A 15,555-nucleotide genomic window follows, 5' to 3' on the forward strand; every position below is an offset into this window, starting at 1 on the left:
CGTTTTCACCGCGCATGCTTGTCCGCCTTCCGATTCCCAAGCAGCAGCTTCCGTTCCAGATGCGCGCGCAACTCGCCGTAGTAGGCGGTGAGGAAAGCCTTTGAATCGACGGAGTCGATCTTGGCGCCGATCTTGCGACCGATCGTTTCAGCCACTGCCTTCATCGCGAAATAGTCGTCGCGGCGCAGCACTTCCTCGAGCTTGTGCAGCTCCGCGATGCCATAGGCGTCGAGCTGCGCTGCGCTGAACTGGAAGCGGGCCGCGATCGGGTCCTTGCGCAGCGAAAGATCCTCGACCAGCGCCACTTTCGGCGCCTCGACCACCCAGGTGCCGGCGAGCAGGTCACCGATCCTCAGGCGGTCGCGGTTGAACAGCGGAAACAGCGAAAACAGCAGCGCCCACACCAGGCCGAAGATCGTCGACAGCGTGTCGGCGACGCCGGCGCTGCCGCGCGCGGCAAGGATCGACAGCGGCAGAAAAATCTCGATCTCCCGCATCAGATTGCGCGCGATGACCTGGTCGAGGGTGAGGCCGGCGCCGCTGCGCGAAGCGACGCGGACACCGACCATGCGCTTGCCCGGCGTCGCTGCCCGGCGCCCCGCCTCGAAGGCGATGAAATAGACGTTGCGCAGCAGGAAGATGAAGATGATCCAGACGATGAAAAGCGGTTCCGCGTCCTTCACGCCGAGGCCGCCCAGCCCGAAGATCGCGACGAGACTGACCACGACCGCTGCGGTGATGACGATCACCACGTCGAGCAGGAAACCGGAAGCCCGCGTGCCGGCATCCGCGAGTTTTAGGCGCAGGTCCACGCCCTCCGGCGTGACCAGCGGGCGGATAAGCGCGGCGGGGTTCCTAGCCGTCGCCATGCCGCACCATCCGCAACAGGTAGAAATAAGAGATCCAGAGCGCCAGCATGCCGCCGCCGATCGAATAGCGGGCGACGTCGCTTGTGATCGTCTGCCGGCCGATGCCTTCGAGCAGGCCGGCAAGAAGCAGCATCACCGTCACGCCGACCATGGCGGTCGCCGCCACGCGTCCGGCCCGAGCCGCGGCCGCCATGCGCGTCAACTCGCCGGGAAAGGCGATGCTTGTGCCGATGCGCATGCCGGCCGCGCCGGCGATGGCGATCGCGAACAGCTCCGTCGTGCCGTGGATCGACAGCCAGCCGCCGAGCTCGAAGCCGAGCCCCTTGGCGGCGTACACCTGGAACAGCGCGCCCAGCATGCAGCCATTCATCAGGATGATCAGCACGCTCGGTACCGCAAAGGCAAAGCCGAGCGCGAAGGCCAGGATCGACACTTGTGTGTTGTGGGTGAAGAGATAGGCCGCAAAGCCCGACAGCAAATGGTCACCGCCGCCGTAAAGCACGCTGCGCAGCATCTCGGTCGAGGAATCCGGGTTGCGCCCGCCGGCGAGGCTCGGCGCGATGATGGCGTCGTACCAGCGCTTGTCGGAGGCGACCAGCCAATAGCCGGCGATGGCGCCGGTCACCGTGAGAGCGACCGACGTCCAGACCTCGCGCCATAGGTCGCGGATCGCTGCCGGCCAGTCGCGCAGGAAGAAGTCGCCGATGCGCGTTCTCAAAGATCGCCGCGCGCCATAGAGATAGAAATAGCCGCGCAGGCAGAGCGCCTCGAGATAGGCGATCAACGCGCTGTCGAGCGAGGTCGCACGCGCCACCGACAGCGAGGACAGCGCCGAGCGGTAGAGCAGGGGCAGCGACAGCAGTTCGTCTTCCGACAGCGCGCGCGGCGCCCGTTTCTCGACGCGCGCAAGCAGCGCCTCGAACGCCTTCCAGTCGGCCTCGCGCTCCTGGCGGAAGCTTGCCAGCGATTGGCGCACCGCATCGGTGCCGGCGGGCAGCGTCATAGGAGATTTTCCTCCTTGAGCTGGATATAGCGCTCGACCAGCGCCGGGCCGAGCAGCTGATGGTCGGCCTCGATGACATGCGCGCCGAGTAGCCGAAGCCGTCCGATCACCACTTGCCGCTGCCTGAGCAAGTCGCCGGCGGTCACCGCGCGGGCCACATCCTCCGGCGATGCCGGTGCCATGTCTGCCAGCGTCTCCAGCTCGACGTCCTTCATCAGCATGAACAGCACCAGATGCCGCTCGGTCAGCCGGCCGACGGTGCGCAGCATCAGCTCGGCGCTGATCGGGTCGACGAAATCGGTGAAGATGATGACCAGCGAGCGCCGGTCGAGCTTCGCCGCAAGCGTCGTCAGCGCCAGCGTGAAATTGGTCTCCTCGGTCGAATAGTCGATCTCGGCCGCGCGCTTCTGGATCATCGAAAAGCTCGGCGAGCCGCGCACCGCGCCGCTCGAGACGCGCGGCCTGGCGTCGAAGGAGAACAGGCTGACGAGGTCGCCGCCCTTGAGCGCGATGAAGGCCGACAGAAGGGCTGCCGTCACCGCGCGATCGACCTTCGGCACGCCGTCGACCGGCTCGCACATCAGGCGGCCGCAGTCGATGGCCAAAACGATGTTGTTGTTCTCCTCGATGCGGAACTCGCGCGCCAATAGCTTGCCGTGGCGGGCGCTGCGCTTCCAGTCGATCATGCGCCGGCCCATGCCGGGCTGGTAATCCTTCAGCGCCTCGAACTCCCGGCCCTGGCCGGCGCGCTTCTGCGCGTGGCCGTCGGCAAGGGCTGAGCGCTGCAGCAGCGTGATCGCCTCGTCGCGGGCGCGGCTGACGTCGGGCAGCACCGCCACCTTGCGGTCCACCGGCAGCACGACCTGGTTCCAGACCAGCCCGAACGGGCCCTGCCAGCGCAGCCACAGCCGATCGAAGCCGGCGATGCCGCGCCGAACGGCATCGAATTCGAGATCGAGCGTGCCGCCATTTGCCGGCAGCGTACCGCCGGTGCCCTTGACCGGCGCCAGCCGCTGGTCGTGCCCAACGCGCGCCTGCAGCCGGCGCGTCTGCGCGCCGAGACCGGCCGCGATGTGGAGCGTGAAACGCCCGCCGACGCCGACCTGCGGCGGGGCGGTCAGCGTGGCGTCGAGCGAGGCGCGGCCGCGCCCGGCCGCGGCGTCCACCGCCAGGAAGGCAAGCAGGAGGCAGATCCACAACAGGCCGAGATACCAGACATGCGGCAGCGCGAGCGCGATCAGGAAGGCGGGGATCGCCCCCGCCGCCGCTGCCCAGACCGCTCTGCCGCTCGGATAGATCAACGCGGCGCTTCCGTCTGGTCGACGAGGTCGGAGACGATCTGTTCCACCAGCCGCCCGTCGATCTGCGCTGCCGGCGAGAGGATCACGCGATGGCGCAGCGCAGGCACCGCGAGCGCCTTGACGTCGTCGGGGATGACGTAGTTGCGGCCGTCGAGCGCCGCCCTGGCGCGCGCCGCGCGGGCCAGCATGGCGCCCGCGCGAGGACTGGCGCCCACCTCCAGATCCGGGCTTTTGCGCGTGCCGCGCACCAGCGCCGCGATATAGCCGACGACGTCGTCGACCAGCGTGACATCACCCACCGTGGCCAGCGCCTTCTCCAGCGTCTTGCGGTCGGTCCGCGCCTTAATGCCGTATTGCTCGATATCGTGCGAGGCTGAGCCGCCGCCGTGATGGACGATGATGGCGCGTTCTTCCTGCGCATCGGGATAGCTCACCCGGTGCTTGAACAGGAAGCGGTCGAGCTGCGCCTCGGGCAGCGGATAGACGCCCTGATGCTCGATCGGGTTCTGCGTCGCCACCACGATGAAATTCCTGCCAAGCGAATGGGTGGTGCCGTCGAAGGTGACGGCATGCTCCTGCATGGCTTCGAGCAGTGCTGCCTGCGTCTTCGGCGGCGTGCGGTTGATCTCGTCGGCCAGCAAGAGGTCGCAGAAGATCGGGCCGCGCGTCAGCGTGAACTGCCCGGTCTGGAAATTGTAGATGTTGGAACCGACGATATCGCCGGGCATCAGGTCGGGCGTGAACTGGATGCGTCCATAGGCGATGCCCAATGCCTGCGCGAAGCAGCGCGCCGTCATGGTCTTGGCGGTGCCCGGCGGACCTTCGAGCAATATATGCCCGCCGGCGAACAGCGCCGTCAGCATCAGATCGACCGTATCGTGCTGCCCGGTGATCGCCTTCGCCACCTCTTCCCTGATCGCGTTCGCCAGGGCCTTCACTTCATCGACGTTCACCGAGCCTCCTTGCCGTCCAGTCATGCAGCTCTTCCGCTGCTTCATGCATTCCGGCTAAACTGTTGGAATCGTTTGCCGCCTTGAAACGGCTGGTGAAGCCGTGCGCTTCGCCCTTGTCGCGGGAGTCGAGCCAGCGGTCGAGCGCTTCGCCCTGCAGCCCGTGCGGCGCGCCAAGCAACGCGGCCGCGCGTTGGCGCATCAGCGCCGCGTAGCGGTCGCCGAGACCCCCGAGCCGGCCGGCGCGCCTCAGCAGCATCGCCGTGGTGTCGACCAGCGCCCGCTTGCCGAAGGCAATGGCGCGCCCCTCGGCGCGCGGCGGCCCGAAGCGCCCAAGCCCATGCAGGAAGGCAAGTGCTGCCGCCACCAGCACCGAAAGCGTCAGCGCCAGGAAGGGCGGCTCGACCAGAAGTTTGGCGAGATCGTAATTCTGGCCGATGCCGTGCAGCGTCAGGTCGAACATGACAGCGCCCTTGGCGGGCTCCAGCATGGCGATCATGTCCAGCGCCGCGGCCGCCTTCTGCTCGTCCTTCAGCGCCGCGTTATTGATGAGATCGGGATCGGTCAAGATGTAGAAGGGCTCGTTGTCGAGCTCGGTGAGAACCGCTCTGCCATCGCCGGCAGCGATCAGCGGATGCTCGTCTGCCACCCAGTGCAGCTCGTCGGGCACGGCGATCTTGCGGCCTTCGACATCGATCCGATCGACCGTTGGCTTGCCTTCGCCGAGTTTCGCCTTGGCGATGCGGCCGAGCCGGTCGTTGACGACGGTACTCGGCAGCCGCTCGACCTTCGTCTCCCAGCCGTCATGGCCAAGCAACGGCATGGTCTGCCATTTGGGCAGCACGAACAGCGTTTCCTTGCCGGAGCGCAGCTTGATGATCCGTTCGAGCGCCGCCGGATCGCTTTCCGGGGCAATGGTGACGATGAGCAGGAAGGTGGACGCCAGAGGGGATTCCAGGTCCTTCTCGCCGCGCGCCATTGGCGGCGCCTGTCCGTTGGCGAGCTTCAGCCACTCGACAAGCCCGGCATAGCCGGTACCGCCCTTGGAGAGCGGCGTTGCGCCACCTTCGGGCCGGCGGAAATCGGGGGCGTAGGTGGAGAGGAGAAAAAATCCGGCGGCGGCCAGCAGGCTGGCGAAGATGCCCCAGAACAACGTCCTGCGGCTGAACGGCGCCTCTGCTGCTTCGCTCGCCTCGGCGCTCATGCCCAGGCGTCCCGGAAGGCGAAGCGTTCATAGGCGCCGCGCGCCTGCTGCCAGCCCTCGGCGCCGACCGGCCGGCGAGCGAACAGCGCCGCCTCGACGATTCGCGCGATCTCGCTGAAGGCGGTGCGGGGGCGGGTGGGGATGGAACTCGCGGCCGCGATGTCGCGCGCGGTCAGCGACGGGCGCAGGAAGTCGGGCAGGCGGGTGGCGATGTCGGCGACGCTGCGGCGTAAAAGGAGATGAACCGCCTCGTCATACTCGCCGCGCGCCGCGAGCGCATCGGCCTCGGAGAGCAGGATCTGCGCCGCGCCGGCGTCCGGGCGCCATTCTTCCTGCGTCTCGGCCTCCTTGCGGGCGCGTCGCCAAGGCAGCCGCCAGGCGACACCTTTCGCTTCGAGGACGAGCAGGAACGCAATGATGGCGACGCCGATGATCACGGCACCCCAGAACAGATAGATCATGTAGGGGCCGAGCTTCGCCAAGGCTTCCAGCAACGGCTTCAGCCATGCCGGCGGCTCCGGCTGCACCAGGGCCGGCAAGTCGAACTGGATGGAATCGTCCGCCAGCAGCTGCTTGTGCATCCTGGCCAGCCATTCGGCGTCGGCCGTGCCCGGCTGTGCGACAGTCACCCGCGCGTTCCCCCTGCAGCCTGCGGTTCGGCGTCGACACTGGCAATATGGAAAGACAATTGCAAGTGCACTGGACGCAGCCCGTCAATCTTGGCAAATTTACTTTGAAGTCACTGATTGGATGCGCGGTGACCAAGGGGGAAAATATCATGACCACTGCGACACTGGGACAACCCGGCAGATTCGAGATCGGCAGGGTGTTCAACAGCACTTTTAGTGTAATTACCCGAAATATCGGTCTTTGCGTCGGCCTCGCACTGCTGTTTTCCGGCCTGCCGACATTGCTCATCAGGATGTGGCAGCAGCCGCAAATCGATGCCATGCTGCAGAGCGATCCGAGCTCGATGGCAGATCCCAACGCGGTGCTGAGCAACTCCTACATCAGCGTGATCGCAGGATTGGTTGCCTTCGTTTTCTCGCTCCTGCTTCAGGCGGCGCTCGTTCGCGCCACCATCGAGGATCTGAACGGCAAGCGACCGTCCTTCAGCGATTGCGTACAGATTGCAATTCGCTTCTTGCTGCCGACGCTCGCAATTGGCCTGCTGGTTGGTATCGGCGCGGGCATCGGCCTGGTGTTGCTGATCGTGCCCGGCATCATCCTGTGGCTGGGCTGGTCGATGGCGGTTCCGGTTCTGATACAGGAGCGGCTCGGCGTGTTCGGCTCGATGTCGCGCAGCCGCGTCCTCACCAAGGGCAATCGCTGGTCGCTGTTCGGCCTGTTCCTTATCCTGATCATCATAGCGATGGTCATCCAGTGGGGGATGCTGGTGGTGCTCGTGCTTTTCGGCGGGATCATCGCCGAGATCGGCTCAGCGTTGGTGCAGGCCGTGGTGTCCATGGTGCTGTCGATCGCGACCGCAGTCAGCTATGTCGAATTGCGCCAGGTCAAGGAAGGCACCAGCGTCGACGAACTGGCGAAGATATTCTCGTAGAAAATAGCCTGAGGCCGCCTTCGATCGGAGGCGGCCGCCCGCCTCAACGGCAGCAGCTACGCCCTGCTTGCACGCTCGTGCGGCAGAGGCACGACGAGGTGATTGCTACGTCCACTTTGGCCAGCGCCGCGGCAAGCTTCGCCTCGAGGCCCGGCAGTTCTTGAGTTTCGCCACGCCGCTTCAGGTATTCGACCAGGCCGTGCAGCGCCCAGACATTGTCCGGATGCTGGGCGCAGCGTTGCACCGCGCCGCTCAAGCCCAGATCGTCGCGATAGACCTGCTCGGCCTCCGCCGCATGGCCCTGGTCGAGCAGCAGTGCGGCCAGCGCATGGCGCGGCGGATGCATCCAGGCCCACGGCTCGGTGTAGGAGAGGTTGTCGTCCAGCTCGACCGCGCGGCGCAGGTGATCGTAAGCCTCGTCGTGCCGGCCCTGATGATAGGCCAACTCGCCGTCGAGGAGTGCCGCGCCGACGGCGAGCGATGCCCGCGTCGGGTTGCTGAGGAAGCGGCGCTCGGTCGGGATGGTCTCGATATGCCGGTGGAACCGTTCGCGCTCACGATCCACCGCCGCGAATTCCCGCAGCGTGGCATGCGCCACGCCCTTGGCGTAATGCTGCATGGCCGTGGTCAGAACATAGAGCTCGGGCTCGCCGTTCACCGGCTCGTCGATGATCTCGCGCCAGCGGCCGAAGCGCACCTGAACATGCGATTTCATCGCATGGTAGCCTTCGACCGTTTGCGTCAGCTTCGGCCGGCCGGCGATGCTGACGACATCGCGCGTCACCAGGCCGCGCACCTTGTCAGCCGCCCACAGCGCCGGCCGGTACTGGCCCAGGAACATGCAGGTGAACATCATCAGATGCAGGTCGTGGCAGCAGCCGAGCAGGTAGTAGGTCGGCTCGCCGGCATAGGCGAGGTAGAGGTCGTTGGCGCGCACCGCCTTCTCGCTGGCAAGCTTTGCTTTGTCTTACTCACCGCAGAGCACATGGATATGCCCGGGCATATGGTTCATGTGGCCGGCATCCGGGCACATCGTGCCCAGCCGTTCCGCCGAGCGCATGCCGCGCTCCGGCTGCGTCGACATTTCGAGCAGATGGATGTGGAGATGCAGGATCGCTGGATGCGGCGTGGCGCCTGCTTCGTCCGACAGCCGGATCGAGCGCTCACAGATGCCCAGCGCTTCGAGCACGTCGGAGTTCGGCGCCGGCTTGCCGGTCCTCAGATCCCATAGCCGCCGCACCGTGCGCATCATTAGCGCCTCGACGGTCAGCGCCATCACGTCATGGTCGTCAGGAAAGTCGCGATAAACCTGCCGCATCGCGGCGGCGTAGGCATCGTCCCATTGTTCGAATTCGGCCGCGCTCACGCCATGCGGCTGCTGGAAACGCACGGCCAGCGCCTCGATCAGCTGCTGTTCGAGAGGGCTGGCGCCGGCCGCCTTCGAACGCGCGAGCTGCACATGGTCGAAGCAGCGCCTGGCGGCGCGGTTGGCCTCGTCCTTGCCGTGCTCCTTCCAGGTCAGGTTGTAGAAGGGACCGGCGGCATAGGCGATGCCCCAATGCACGAACGCGCAGCCGGGATCGGTCTCCAGCGCCTTCTCGAAGCATTTTATCCCTTCCTGGTGGTTGACGCCGTAGCACCAGTTCAGCCCGATATCGAACCAGCGCTGCGTTTCCGCCGAGGATGTGGAGATGGGGCGGCGATAGGTGCCGAGGTCGAAATGATCCATGCCCTGCTGCTTCTCGCATTCCGGACGGCGGAAGGCCGATCAGGCGCAATCTGTGCCGAAAGCACGAGCTTGGCAAACGGCGCTTGGCCGGCGCAATTCCGTCTCAGTTGTCGAATCGCGACGGGCGGAACGGTTCGAGCAACGGGTGCGGCGTGCCGCTGACGATTTCGCCGGCCAGCAATTCGCCCGTAACAAGGCCAAGCGTGGCGCCGCTGTGGCTGAAGACGACGTGATAGCGGGGAATGTCGGTCAACTGGCCGATGACCGGTTCGCCGTCAGCGGGGATTGGCTTCGGCCCCATGTGGTGGCTCTCGAGTGCGAGTGTCGGGTTGCCCTCAAGCACCTTCGAGGCTTCCTCGAGCAGCCCGGCAACCGTCGACGGCTTGGCTTCATAGGTACCGTCGTCGTGCAGGATGACTTCCTCCTCGGACCAGGCGGAGTCGAGTGCGAAGGCGCCGTTCGGCGTCGGCCGGATGGCGACGCGCGGGGTGTTGAGCACGGCGCGCAGCGGATGCCGGACCGGCTTGCTGAAGACGAGCAGCGCGCGCGTCGTGCCGTCGCCGATACGCTTGCCGACCTTGGCCGCCATGCCCGGCACTGTCGAGCCCGTCGCAACCACCACGACGTCGGCATCGATCGTTTGCCCGGACGCGGTCTTCACGCCGCTGGCGCGGCTATTGGCGAGCGTGACGTCGGTGGAGCCGGCATCGGTGAGGATGCGCCCGCCACGGTCGCGGAACTCGCTGAGCAGCAATCCGATGAGCGAAGGCAGGTCGACCCAGCCTTCGCCGGCATTGAAGATCGCGCCCTGCGGCGACACGGCATTGGCGTCGACACCTGGCGTGACGGCGGCGATGTCGCCAGGCGCAAGCAGCCGCGTCTCATAGCCGATCGCCAGTTCGTGGCGGAAAACTTCCTCGATCTGGTTGGCGGCATCGTCGGCGTCCCAGGTGAGCCCGCCGTCGAGGCGCAGCCAGGCGCCGCAGTCGTGCTTTGCCGCGAATGCGTGGTAGCGCTCAAGGCCTGCCACGCGCAGGCGGTGATAGGCGGCCGACCGCTTTCGCGCCGAGTTGAGCCAGGCGAGCGAGCGCGACGATGCGCCGCCGGCGACCGGGCCGTCCGTAACGATGGTCGTTGCCGCGCCAAGCCGGGCGAGATGGACGGCCGTGGAGACGCCAAAGATGCCGCCGCCGATGACGACGACCTTGAGGGCGGATTTATCAGTCATGAGTACAGCTTTCGATGATCGGACGGGTTGGTTTCGATGGATGCGCCGGGCCCGGCCGGCGCGGCAAGAATCGTTCACAGCACCTCGGCGAGGAATTGCTTGAGCCGCGGGCTCTTCGGCCTGTCGAAGATCTCCGCCGGCGGGCCGACCTCGACGATGCGGCCTTCGTCCATGAAGGCGACCTGGTCAGCCACCTTGCGGGCAAAGCCCATCTCGTGGGTGACGACGATCATCGTCATGCCTCGGCGGCCGAGATCGGCCATCAGGTTCAGCACGCCCTTGACGAGTTCGGGGTCGAGCGCGCTCGTCACCTCGTCGAAGAGGATGACCTCGGGGTCCATCGCCAGCGCTCGTGCGATCGCCACGCGCTGCTGCTGGCCGCCCGACAGGCGGCTGGGCCGGTAGTCCGCGCGTGCTGCAAGGCCCACTTCCGCGAGGCGCGCTTCGGCAAGGCGCCGGGCCTGGCTGCCGGCCATGCCCTTGATCCTGGTCAGCGCCAGCATGACGTTCTCGATCGCCGTGTGGTTGGGGAACAGGTTGAAATGCTGGAAGACCATGCCGACGCGTCGGCGCAGCGTCTCAGGCTTGATCGCCAGGATGCTTTCGCCGTCGAGCAGCACGTCTCCGGCCTTGGGCTCGACCAACCGGTTGAGGCAGCGCAGCAGCGTCGATTTGCCGGAGCCCGACGGGCCGATGACGCAAGTGACCGTTCCCGGCTCGACCTTGAGCCGGATCTGGCTCAGCACCTGCAGCTCGCCATAGGCCATGTCGAGATCGCGCACCTCGAGGCTGCCGGCCTTGACGGCAGGCCGTGCCGCCTCGCGGGAGGCCTTGCCCGTCATATCCTTCAGCTCGCCGACCTCGACGAGACCGCTGACGACACCGCCCGGCTTCTGCTTGCCGAGGCGCAGGCGGTTGTCGATGTAATTGACGACATGGGTCAGCGGTACAGTGATGACGAGATAGAACATGCCGGCCAGGAGCAGCGGCGACAGATTGCCGGTGACCACCGCCTGGTCCTGTCCGATGCGGAAAATCTCGCGCTCCGAGGCGAGCAGGCCGAGGAAATAGACGAGGCTGGAATCCTTGACGTTGCCGATGAACTGGTTGACCAGGGCAGGGAGCACGCGGCGCACGCCCTGCGGGATCACGATCAGTCGCATGCCCTGGCCGTAGCTCATGCTGAGCGCGCGGCAGGCTTCCATCTGGCCGCTTTCGACGCTCTGGATGCCGGAGCGGAAAATTTCGCCGATATAAGCGCCGGCAATCAGGCTGAGCGCCACGATCCCGAGCGGGTAAGGCGAGGGCCCGAAGATCTCGCGGCCGATGCGGGCGAAGCCTTGTCCGATCAGGAGAATCGTGAGGATCGCCGGCAGCCCGCGAAAGATGTCGGTGTAGACGCGTGCCGGGATGCGCAGCCAGGCCGAGCGCGAGATGCCCATCACGGCAAGCACCATGCCGATAAGGATGCCGAGCACCGTCGACGCCGCGGCAAGGATAAGCGTGTTCTTCAGCCCGACGACAAGCAGCGCGGGCAGCACCGATGCCATCGCGTCCCAGTCGAAAAAACTGCGCTGAAGGTTCTCTAACCAATCCATCCGCCAACCTGCCTAGAGCATGATGCCGAAAAGTGTGCAGCGGTTTTCGGACGACATCATGCTCTATCTCTTTGATTTAGAGCCGGATTTTGATTTCAGGTCGATTTGACCTGAAATCATCCGGCTCTGGCGCGGAGGGGCAAGCGCCACCTGCGCGATCTCTCACCGCCTGCTTGAGGGGCCGCCGGCATTCGCGCCGGCGGCATTGCGCAGGTCAGTTCTTCTTGGGGAGATATTGCTCCGGCATCGGCGAGCCGGGGAACCATTTCTGGTAGAGGTCGCGCCAGGTGCCGTCCTGCATGGCATCGTGGATGCCCTTGTCGAGCGCCTCGCGGAAGGCGTCGTTGCCCTTGCGCACGACAAAGCCGGCCGGCGCGTCGAAGGACGGGATGTTGATGGCGATCTTCAGGGCGGGATAGCGCTCGCCATATTGTTTCGCCGCCTCATAGTCGAGGAAGTGCCCGTCGACCGTGCCGTTGTTGAGCGCGGCTATCGCCGAGTTGTTGTCCGGGAACTTCACCAGATCGGTGTTCGTGAAGTTCTTGGTGGCATAGATCTCCTGCAAGGTACCCTGCACGACGCCGAGGCGCTTGCCGGCCAGGCCCTCGGCGCTGGTAATCTTGGGGTCGGACGTCAGCACCGACAGGTATCCGGCGAGATAGCCGTCGGAAAAGTCGACCGTCTGCTTGCGCTTCTCCGTCGTACCGATGGCCGCGACCGCCACATCGAAGCGCTGGTTGGCGACCGAAGGCATCAGCGCCGAGAATTCCTGGCCTGTGAAGGTCACCTGATCCGGCTTGAAGCCCATCCGGCCCACCACGTTCAGGAAGAATTCGAGATCGAAGCCGGTGAACTTGCCGTCGGCGGTGGTGAAGGCGTAGGGCTTGGCGTCGCCCATCGTGCCGACGCTGATCGTCTTGGGATCGATGAGATTGTACGGATTGTCCGCCGCCCAGGCCTTGGGCAGCGACAGGGCGGCAAGTGCTACCGCGAAGACGATGGAGCTGATGCGCTGGCATCGGCTCGATGTGAAAAGACCTCTGATGCTCATGGTTGTTCTCCACTCTGAAGATCGGTCCGTGCGGGGGGCACAGCGAACAATTTCTGTACGGCCTGCGATCCGACGCCTCCCGGCGTTCTTTTTCTTGTGAGACCGGTCTCAATTGCCAATGAGACCGGTCTCTTGACATTTGTAGGCACAGGAACGACGATCCGTCAAACGAATTTGAAGCGACTTTTCCACAAATGAAGCGCCCACCCAAAGCTCCATCGGTCACCGTCAGCGACGTCGCTCGCGAGGCCAAGGTCTCGAAGGCGACCGCCGCGCGCGTGCTGGGAGGCTATGGCCGCGTGAGCACCACGGTGCACGCCGCCGTGCTCGAAGCCGCGAAGGCGCTGGACTACCGGCCGAACGAGCTGGCGCGCAGCATGACCACCGGCCGTTCAGGCAGCATTGGCGTCGTCGTCGGCGACATCGAGAACCCGTTCTTCTCGCTTGCGGTGCGCGGCATAAGTGATGCGGCGCGTCTTTCGGGCATCAACGTCATCCTCGCCAATTCAGGCGAGGACGTCGAAGCCGAGAAGAGCGCGATACGCGTTCTGATGGCAAAGCAGGTCGACGGCCTGATCGTGACGCCCGCCCAGTCCGGAGATATCGCCCACCTCAAGGAGATCGCCTGTCCCCTGGCGCTGCTCGACCGTGCGCTGCCGGAGCTCAACGTCGACACCGTCACGGTCGATGACCGCAATGCGGCCCTTCGAGCGACGCGCATGCTGACGCAAGCCGGGCACCGCAGGATCGCCTATGTGACCGCCGCGCTGCTGTCCGGAGATTTTCGCGGGGCCGAGTCGAGGATCAACACCTCCACCGTGCGTGAGCGCATCCTGGGCTTCCTCGATGCCTGCCGAGAAGCCGGCATACCGGGCGCGGAACGCAACATCCATTTCGGCAGCGGGCGATCGGACGGCGCGCATGCGGCCATGCAGCGCCTGCTTGAAAGCGCCGACCGGCCGACGGCGATCCTCGCCTCCGACAGCGTCGTGGCGCTCGATCTGTTCAAGGCGATCCGCGAATGCGGCCTCGCCATTCCGCGCGACATATCGCTGATCACCTTCCACGACGCCGACTGGACGAGCGTGACGACGCCGCCGATCACCGTCATCGACCAGCCGGTTTATGCGCTCGGAAAGTCCGTGGCGGAGCTGCTGATACGCCGCCTGAAAGGCGATGATCGGCCGCCCGAAAGGATCGTCCTGCCGACGACGATCATCGAACGCATGTCGGTGGGCCACCGGGGCGATGCTGGCCCATGAACCAGGTGCAAACCGGCCGGAGCGGCTCCGCTGAGCCGCGCCGGCCGTCTGTGCCCTGGGAGGATCAGGACTCCAGCCAGACCTTTTCGAAATGCTGCTCGAGCGCCTGGTGCTGCTCGCAGCCATGCACGCCCTTGCGGTAGGTGCGGTAGACCGAGCGCCAGTAGGGCTGGATGATGACGCCGGAGTCACGCAGATTCTGCTCGATCTTGGCCATGATCTCCTTGCGCTGGGCGGCATCGGGCGTTGCCAGCGCCTTGTCAAGAAGCTCGTCGAACTCCTTGTTCGAATAGGCGCTTTCGTTCCAGGCCGCGCCCGACTTGTAGGCGAGCGCCAGCACCTGGACGCCGAGCGGACGGCCGAGCCATTCCGTGCACGAGAAAGGATACTTGCTCCAGTCGTTCCAGAAGGTCGCGGCCGGCAGCACGGTGCGCTTGATCTTCAGGCCCGCCTCGCGGATCTGGGCCGCGATGGCGTCGGCGGTGCTCTTCTGCCATTCGACATCGACCGAGATCAGCTCGTACTCGTGGTCGGCCTTGCCGGCGTCCGCTATCAGCTTCTTCGCCGCTTCGACGTCGCGCTTGGCCGTGCCGATATCGGCGAATTCCGGGTGCATCGGGCCGACATGGTGGTTGTCGGCGGGCTTGCCCCTGCCGTCGAGGCCGAGCTTCAGCACCGCCGCATTGTCGACGGCGAGCTGGGCTGCGCGGCGTACCTTGACGTCGTCATAAGGCGCGTTGCCGACATTGAAGCGCGCCACGATGGTCGAGCCGGTGGCGATCTCCGAATTTTCGAGCCCCATCTGCTCGGTCTGCGACACCGCATCCGAGGCGGTCTCGTGGTCGGTGTCGATCTCGCCGGATTCGAAGGCAGACAGCATGGCGTTGGGATCGGAGCCGTAGTCGACCCATTTGATGCCGTCGAGATGGAACTCACCCTTCCACCACGGCTTGTCCTTGCGCTTCACCTCAGCACCCGACTCAGCGTCCCAACTCACCAGCTCGCACGGACCGGTGGTGATGGCCAAAGCCTTCTTCGGATCGGCATCGCCCTCGTAGGAGCGGTGCATGATCAGCGCCGGATAGTCGGCCATGCCGGCGACCAGCGAAATGTCGGGTTTCGGCAGGTTGAGCTTGACGGTGTAGTCGTCGACCTTCTGGATGCCGCCGTCGACCGGCTTCTTGGTGTCGGCATTGACGAGCGCGCCCATGCGGGCTGCGACCGAATTGCCGGCGACCGAGGCATCGCACCAGCGGTTGAGGTTGTGGATCACGTCGTCGGCGTTGAAAGTGTCGCCGTTCGACCATGTGATGCCCTTGCGCACATGAAGCGTGATCGTCTTGGCGTCGTCGCTGGTTTCCCAGCTCTCGAGCAGCCACGGCTCGAAGCTGAAGTCGGTTTTCCAGCGCACTAGATATTCGTTGCAGTGACGCGCGACATTCGACATCTCGACGCCGTCGAATGTGCGCGGATCCTTGAAGCCCTTTACGTTCATCGCCACGCGGAGCACGCCGCCCTTTTTGGGCTCCTCGGCGCGGGCCGGCGAAGGGGTAAGGCCGCCCAGCGCCAGGGCACCGGCGGCGCTGACGCCGAGGCCCGCCATGAGCGCCAGATATTCGCGCCGGCTGATCGTGCCCTTCTTGAAATCATCGGCGGTCGGCCTGGCCCGCGGGTGCAGTTTTCTGTCGGTCAACATGAATTTCATCGTCGTTCCCTCTTGTTGGTGCGTGTCGCCCCGCGGCGGTTCTGGCGGCAACGACGTGCACGAAAGCCCAGCGGGCGCCCCGGCCGCCGTCCAA

12 protein-coding genes and 1 pseudogene are annotated in these 15,555 nt (G+C 65.5%); 2 read left to right on the forward strand and 11 right to left on the reverse strand.

Annotated elements, in window-relative coordinates; translation table 11 throughout:
• Positions 1 to 5 precede the first annotated feature (5 nt).
• Genes EN853_RS13615 through EN853_RS13640 form a run of 6 tightly spaced genes read right to left on the reverse strand, consistent with a single transcriptional unit; the run spans position 6 to position 5,956 of the window.
• Entirely contained in the window at positions 6 to 869 is an 864-nt protein-coding gene (locus EN853_RS13615) for an RDD family protein (RefSeq protein WP_127860283.1), read from the reverse strand.
• Positions 856 to 1,872: a stage II sporulation protein M gene (locus EN853_RS13620; protein ID WP_127860284.1), complete on the reverse strand. Its 1,017-nt coding sequence runs from the start codon at positions 1,870 to 1,872 to the stop codon at positions 856 to 858. The genes EN853_RS13615 and EN853_RS13620 overlap by 14 nt, the downstream gene beginning before the upstream one ends.
• Positions 1,869 to 3,173 carry a DUF58 domain-containing protein gene (locus EN853_RS13625; protein WP_127860285.1) on the reverse strand — a complete coding sequence of 435 codons (1,305 nt, stop codon included), beginning with the start codon at positions 3,171 to 3,173 and terminating at the stop codon, positions 1,869 to 1,871. Before EN853_RS13625 ends, EN853_RS13620 begins: the two co-directional genes overlap by 4 nt.
• Positions 3,170 to 4,126, reverse strand: coding sequence for a MoxR family ATPase (locus EN853_RS13630; RefSeq protein WP_127860286.1), 957 nt, complete (start codon positions 4,124 to 4,126; stop codon positions 3,170 to 3,172). Before EN853_RS13630 ends, EN853_RS13625 begins: the two co-directional genes overlap by 4 nt.
• Complete coding sequence (locus tag EN853_RS13635; RefSeq protein ID WP_127860287.1) at positions 4,113 to 5,327, reverse strand: DUF4350 domain-containing protein; 1,215 nt, start codon at positions 5,325 to 5,327, stop codon at positions 4,113 to 4,115. The genes EN853_RS13630 and EN853_RS13635 overlap by 14 nt, the downstream gene beginning before the upstream one ends.
• A complete protein-coding gene (locus tag EN853_RS13640; protein WP_127860288.1) occupies positions 5,324 to 5,956 on the reverse strand; it encodes a DUF4129 domain-containing protein in 633 nt (210 codons plus the stop codon). Before EN853_RS13640 ends, EN853_RS13635 begins: the two co-directional genes overlap by 4 nt.
• Before the next feature lie 47 nt (positions 5,957 to 6,003).
• Here EN853_RS13640 and EN853_RS13645 point away from each other — a divergent pair, with 47 nt between their 5' ends.
• Positions 6,004 to 6,888, forward strand: coding sequence for a hypothetical protein (locus EN853_RS13645; protein WP_245516960.1), 885 nt, complete (start codon positions 6,004 to 6,006; stop codon positions 6,886 to 6,888).
• Positions 6,889 to 6,931: 43 nt separating this feature from the next.
• Here EN853_RS13645 and EN853_RS13650 read toward each other — a convergent pair.
• The 4 genes and pseudogenes from EN853_RS13650 to EN853_RS13665 form a co-directional block, all read right to left on the reverse strand.
• A pseudogene (locus EN853_RS13650) lies at positions 6,932 to 8,617 on the reverse strand (tetratricopeptide repeat protein).
• A gap of 103 nt (positions 8,618 to 8,720) precedes the next feature.
• Complete coding sequence (locus EN853_RS13655; RefSeq protein ID WP_127860289.1) at positions 8,721 to 9,845, reverse strand: FAD-binding oxidoreductase; 1,125 nt, start codon at positions 9,843 to 9,845, stop codon at positions 8,721 to 8,723.
• Positions 9,846 to 9,919: 74 nt separating this feature from the next.
• A complete protein-coding gene (locus EN853_RS35110; protein ID WP_127860290.1) occupies positions 9,920 to 11,443 on the reverse strand; it encodes an amino acid ABC transporter permease/ATP-binding protein in 1,524 nt (507 codons plus the stop codon).
• A 214-nt stretch (positions 11,444 to 11,657) separates the two neighbouring features.
• Entirely contained in the window at positions 11,658 to 12,494 is an 837-nt protein-coding gene (locus EN853_RS13665; protein ID WP_127860291.1) for an ABC transporter substrate-binding protein, read from the reverse strand.
• A 194-nt stretch (positions 12,495 to 12,688) separates the two neighbouring features.
• On the opposite strand from EN853_RS13665, the gene EN853_RS13670 reads away from it, so the two are divergent.
• Positions 12,689 to 13,756 (forward strand): LacI family DNA-binding transcriptional regulator, encoded by a 1,068-nt coding sequence (locus EN853_RS13670; protein ID WP_127860292.1) that lies wholly within the window; start codon positions 12,689 to 12,691, stop codon positions 13,754 to 13,756.
• A gap of 64 nt (positions 13,757 to 13,820) precedes the next feature.
• On the opposite strand, the gene EN853_RS13675 is transcribed toward EN853_RS13670, so the two are convergent.
• Positions 13,821 to 15,461, reverse strand: coding sequence for an ABC transporter substrate-binding protein (locus EN853_RS13675; protein ID WP_127860293.1), 1,641 nt, complete (start codon positions 15,459 to 15,461; stop codon positions 13,821 to 13,823).
• Between the last annotated feature and the right edge of the window lie 94 nt (positions 15,462 to 15,555).

The sequence above is a fragment of the Mesorhizobium sp. M1C.F.Ca.ET.210.01.1.1 genome (assembly GCF_004791585.1).
In the GTDB taxonomy this organism is placed as follows: Bacteria; Pseudomonadota; Alphaproteobacteria; order Rhizobiales; family Rhizobiaceae; genus Mesorhizobium.

What these genes read in the sequence shown, in the direction of transcription:
- EN853_RS13615 (WP_127860283.1), bottom strand. Translation starts at nt 869, where the DNA reads ATGGCGACGGCTAGGAACCCCGCCGCGCTTATCCGCCCGCTGGTCACG.
- EN853_RS13620 (WP_127860284.1), bottom strand. Translation starts at nt 1,872, where the DNA reads ATGACGCTGCCCGCCGGCACCGATGCGGTGCGCCAATCGCTGGCAAGC.
- EN853_RS13635 (WP_127860287.1), bottom strand. Translation starts at nt 5,327, where the DNA reads ATGAGCGCCGAGGCGAGCGAAGCAGCAGAGGCGCCGTTCAGCCGCAGG.
- EN853_RS13645 (WP_245516960.1), top strand. Translation starts at nt 6,004, where the DNA reads ATGGAAAGACAATTGCAAGTGCACTGGACGCAGCCCGTCAATCTTGGC.
- EN853_RS13655 (WP_127860289.1), bottom strand. Translation starts at nt 9,845, where the DNA reads ATGACTGATAAATCCGCCCTCAAGGTCGTCGTCATCGGCGGCGGCATC.
- EN853_RS35110 (WP_127860290.1), bottom strand. Translation starts at nt 11,443, where the DNA reads ATGGATTGGTTAGAGAACCTTCAGCGCAGTTTTTTCGACTGGGACGCG.
- EN853_RS13665 (WP_127860291.1), bottom strand. Translation starts at nt 12,494, where the DNA reads ATGAGCATCAGAGGTCTTTTCACATCGAGCCGATGCCAGCGCATCAGC.
- EN853_RS13670 (WP_127860292.1), top strand. Translation starts at nt 12,689, where the DNA reads ATGAAGCGCCCACCCAAAGCTCCATCGGTCACCGTCAGCGACGTCGCT.
- EN853_RS13675 (WP_127860293.1), bottom strand. Translation starts at nt 15,461, where the DNA reads ATGAAATTCATGTTGACCGACAGAAAACTGCACCCGCGGGCCAGGCCG.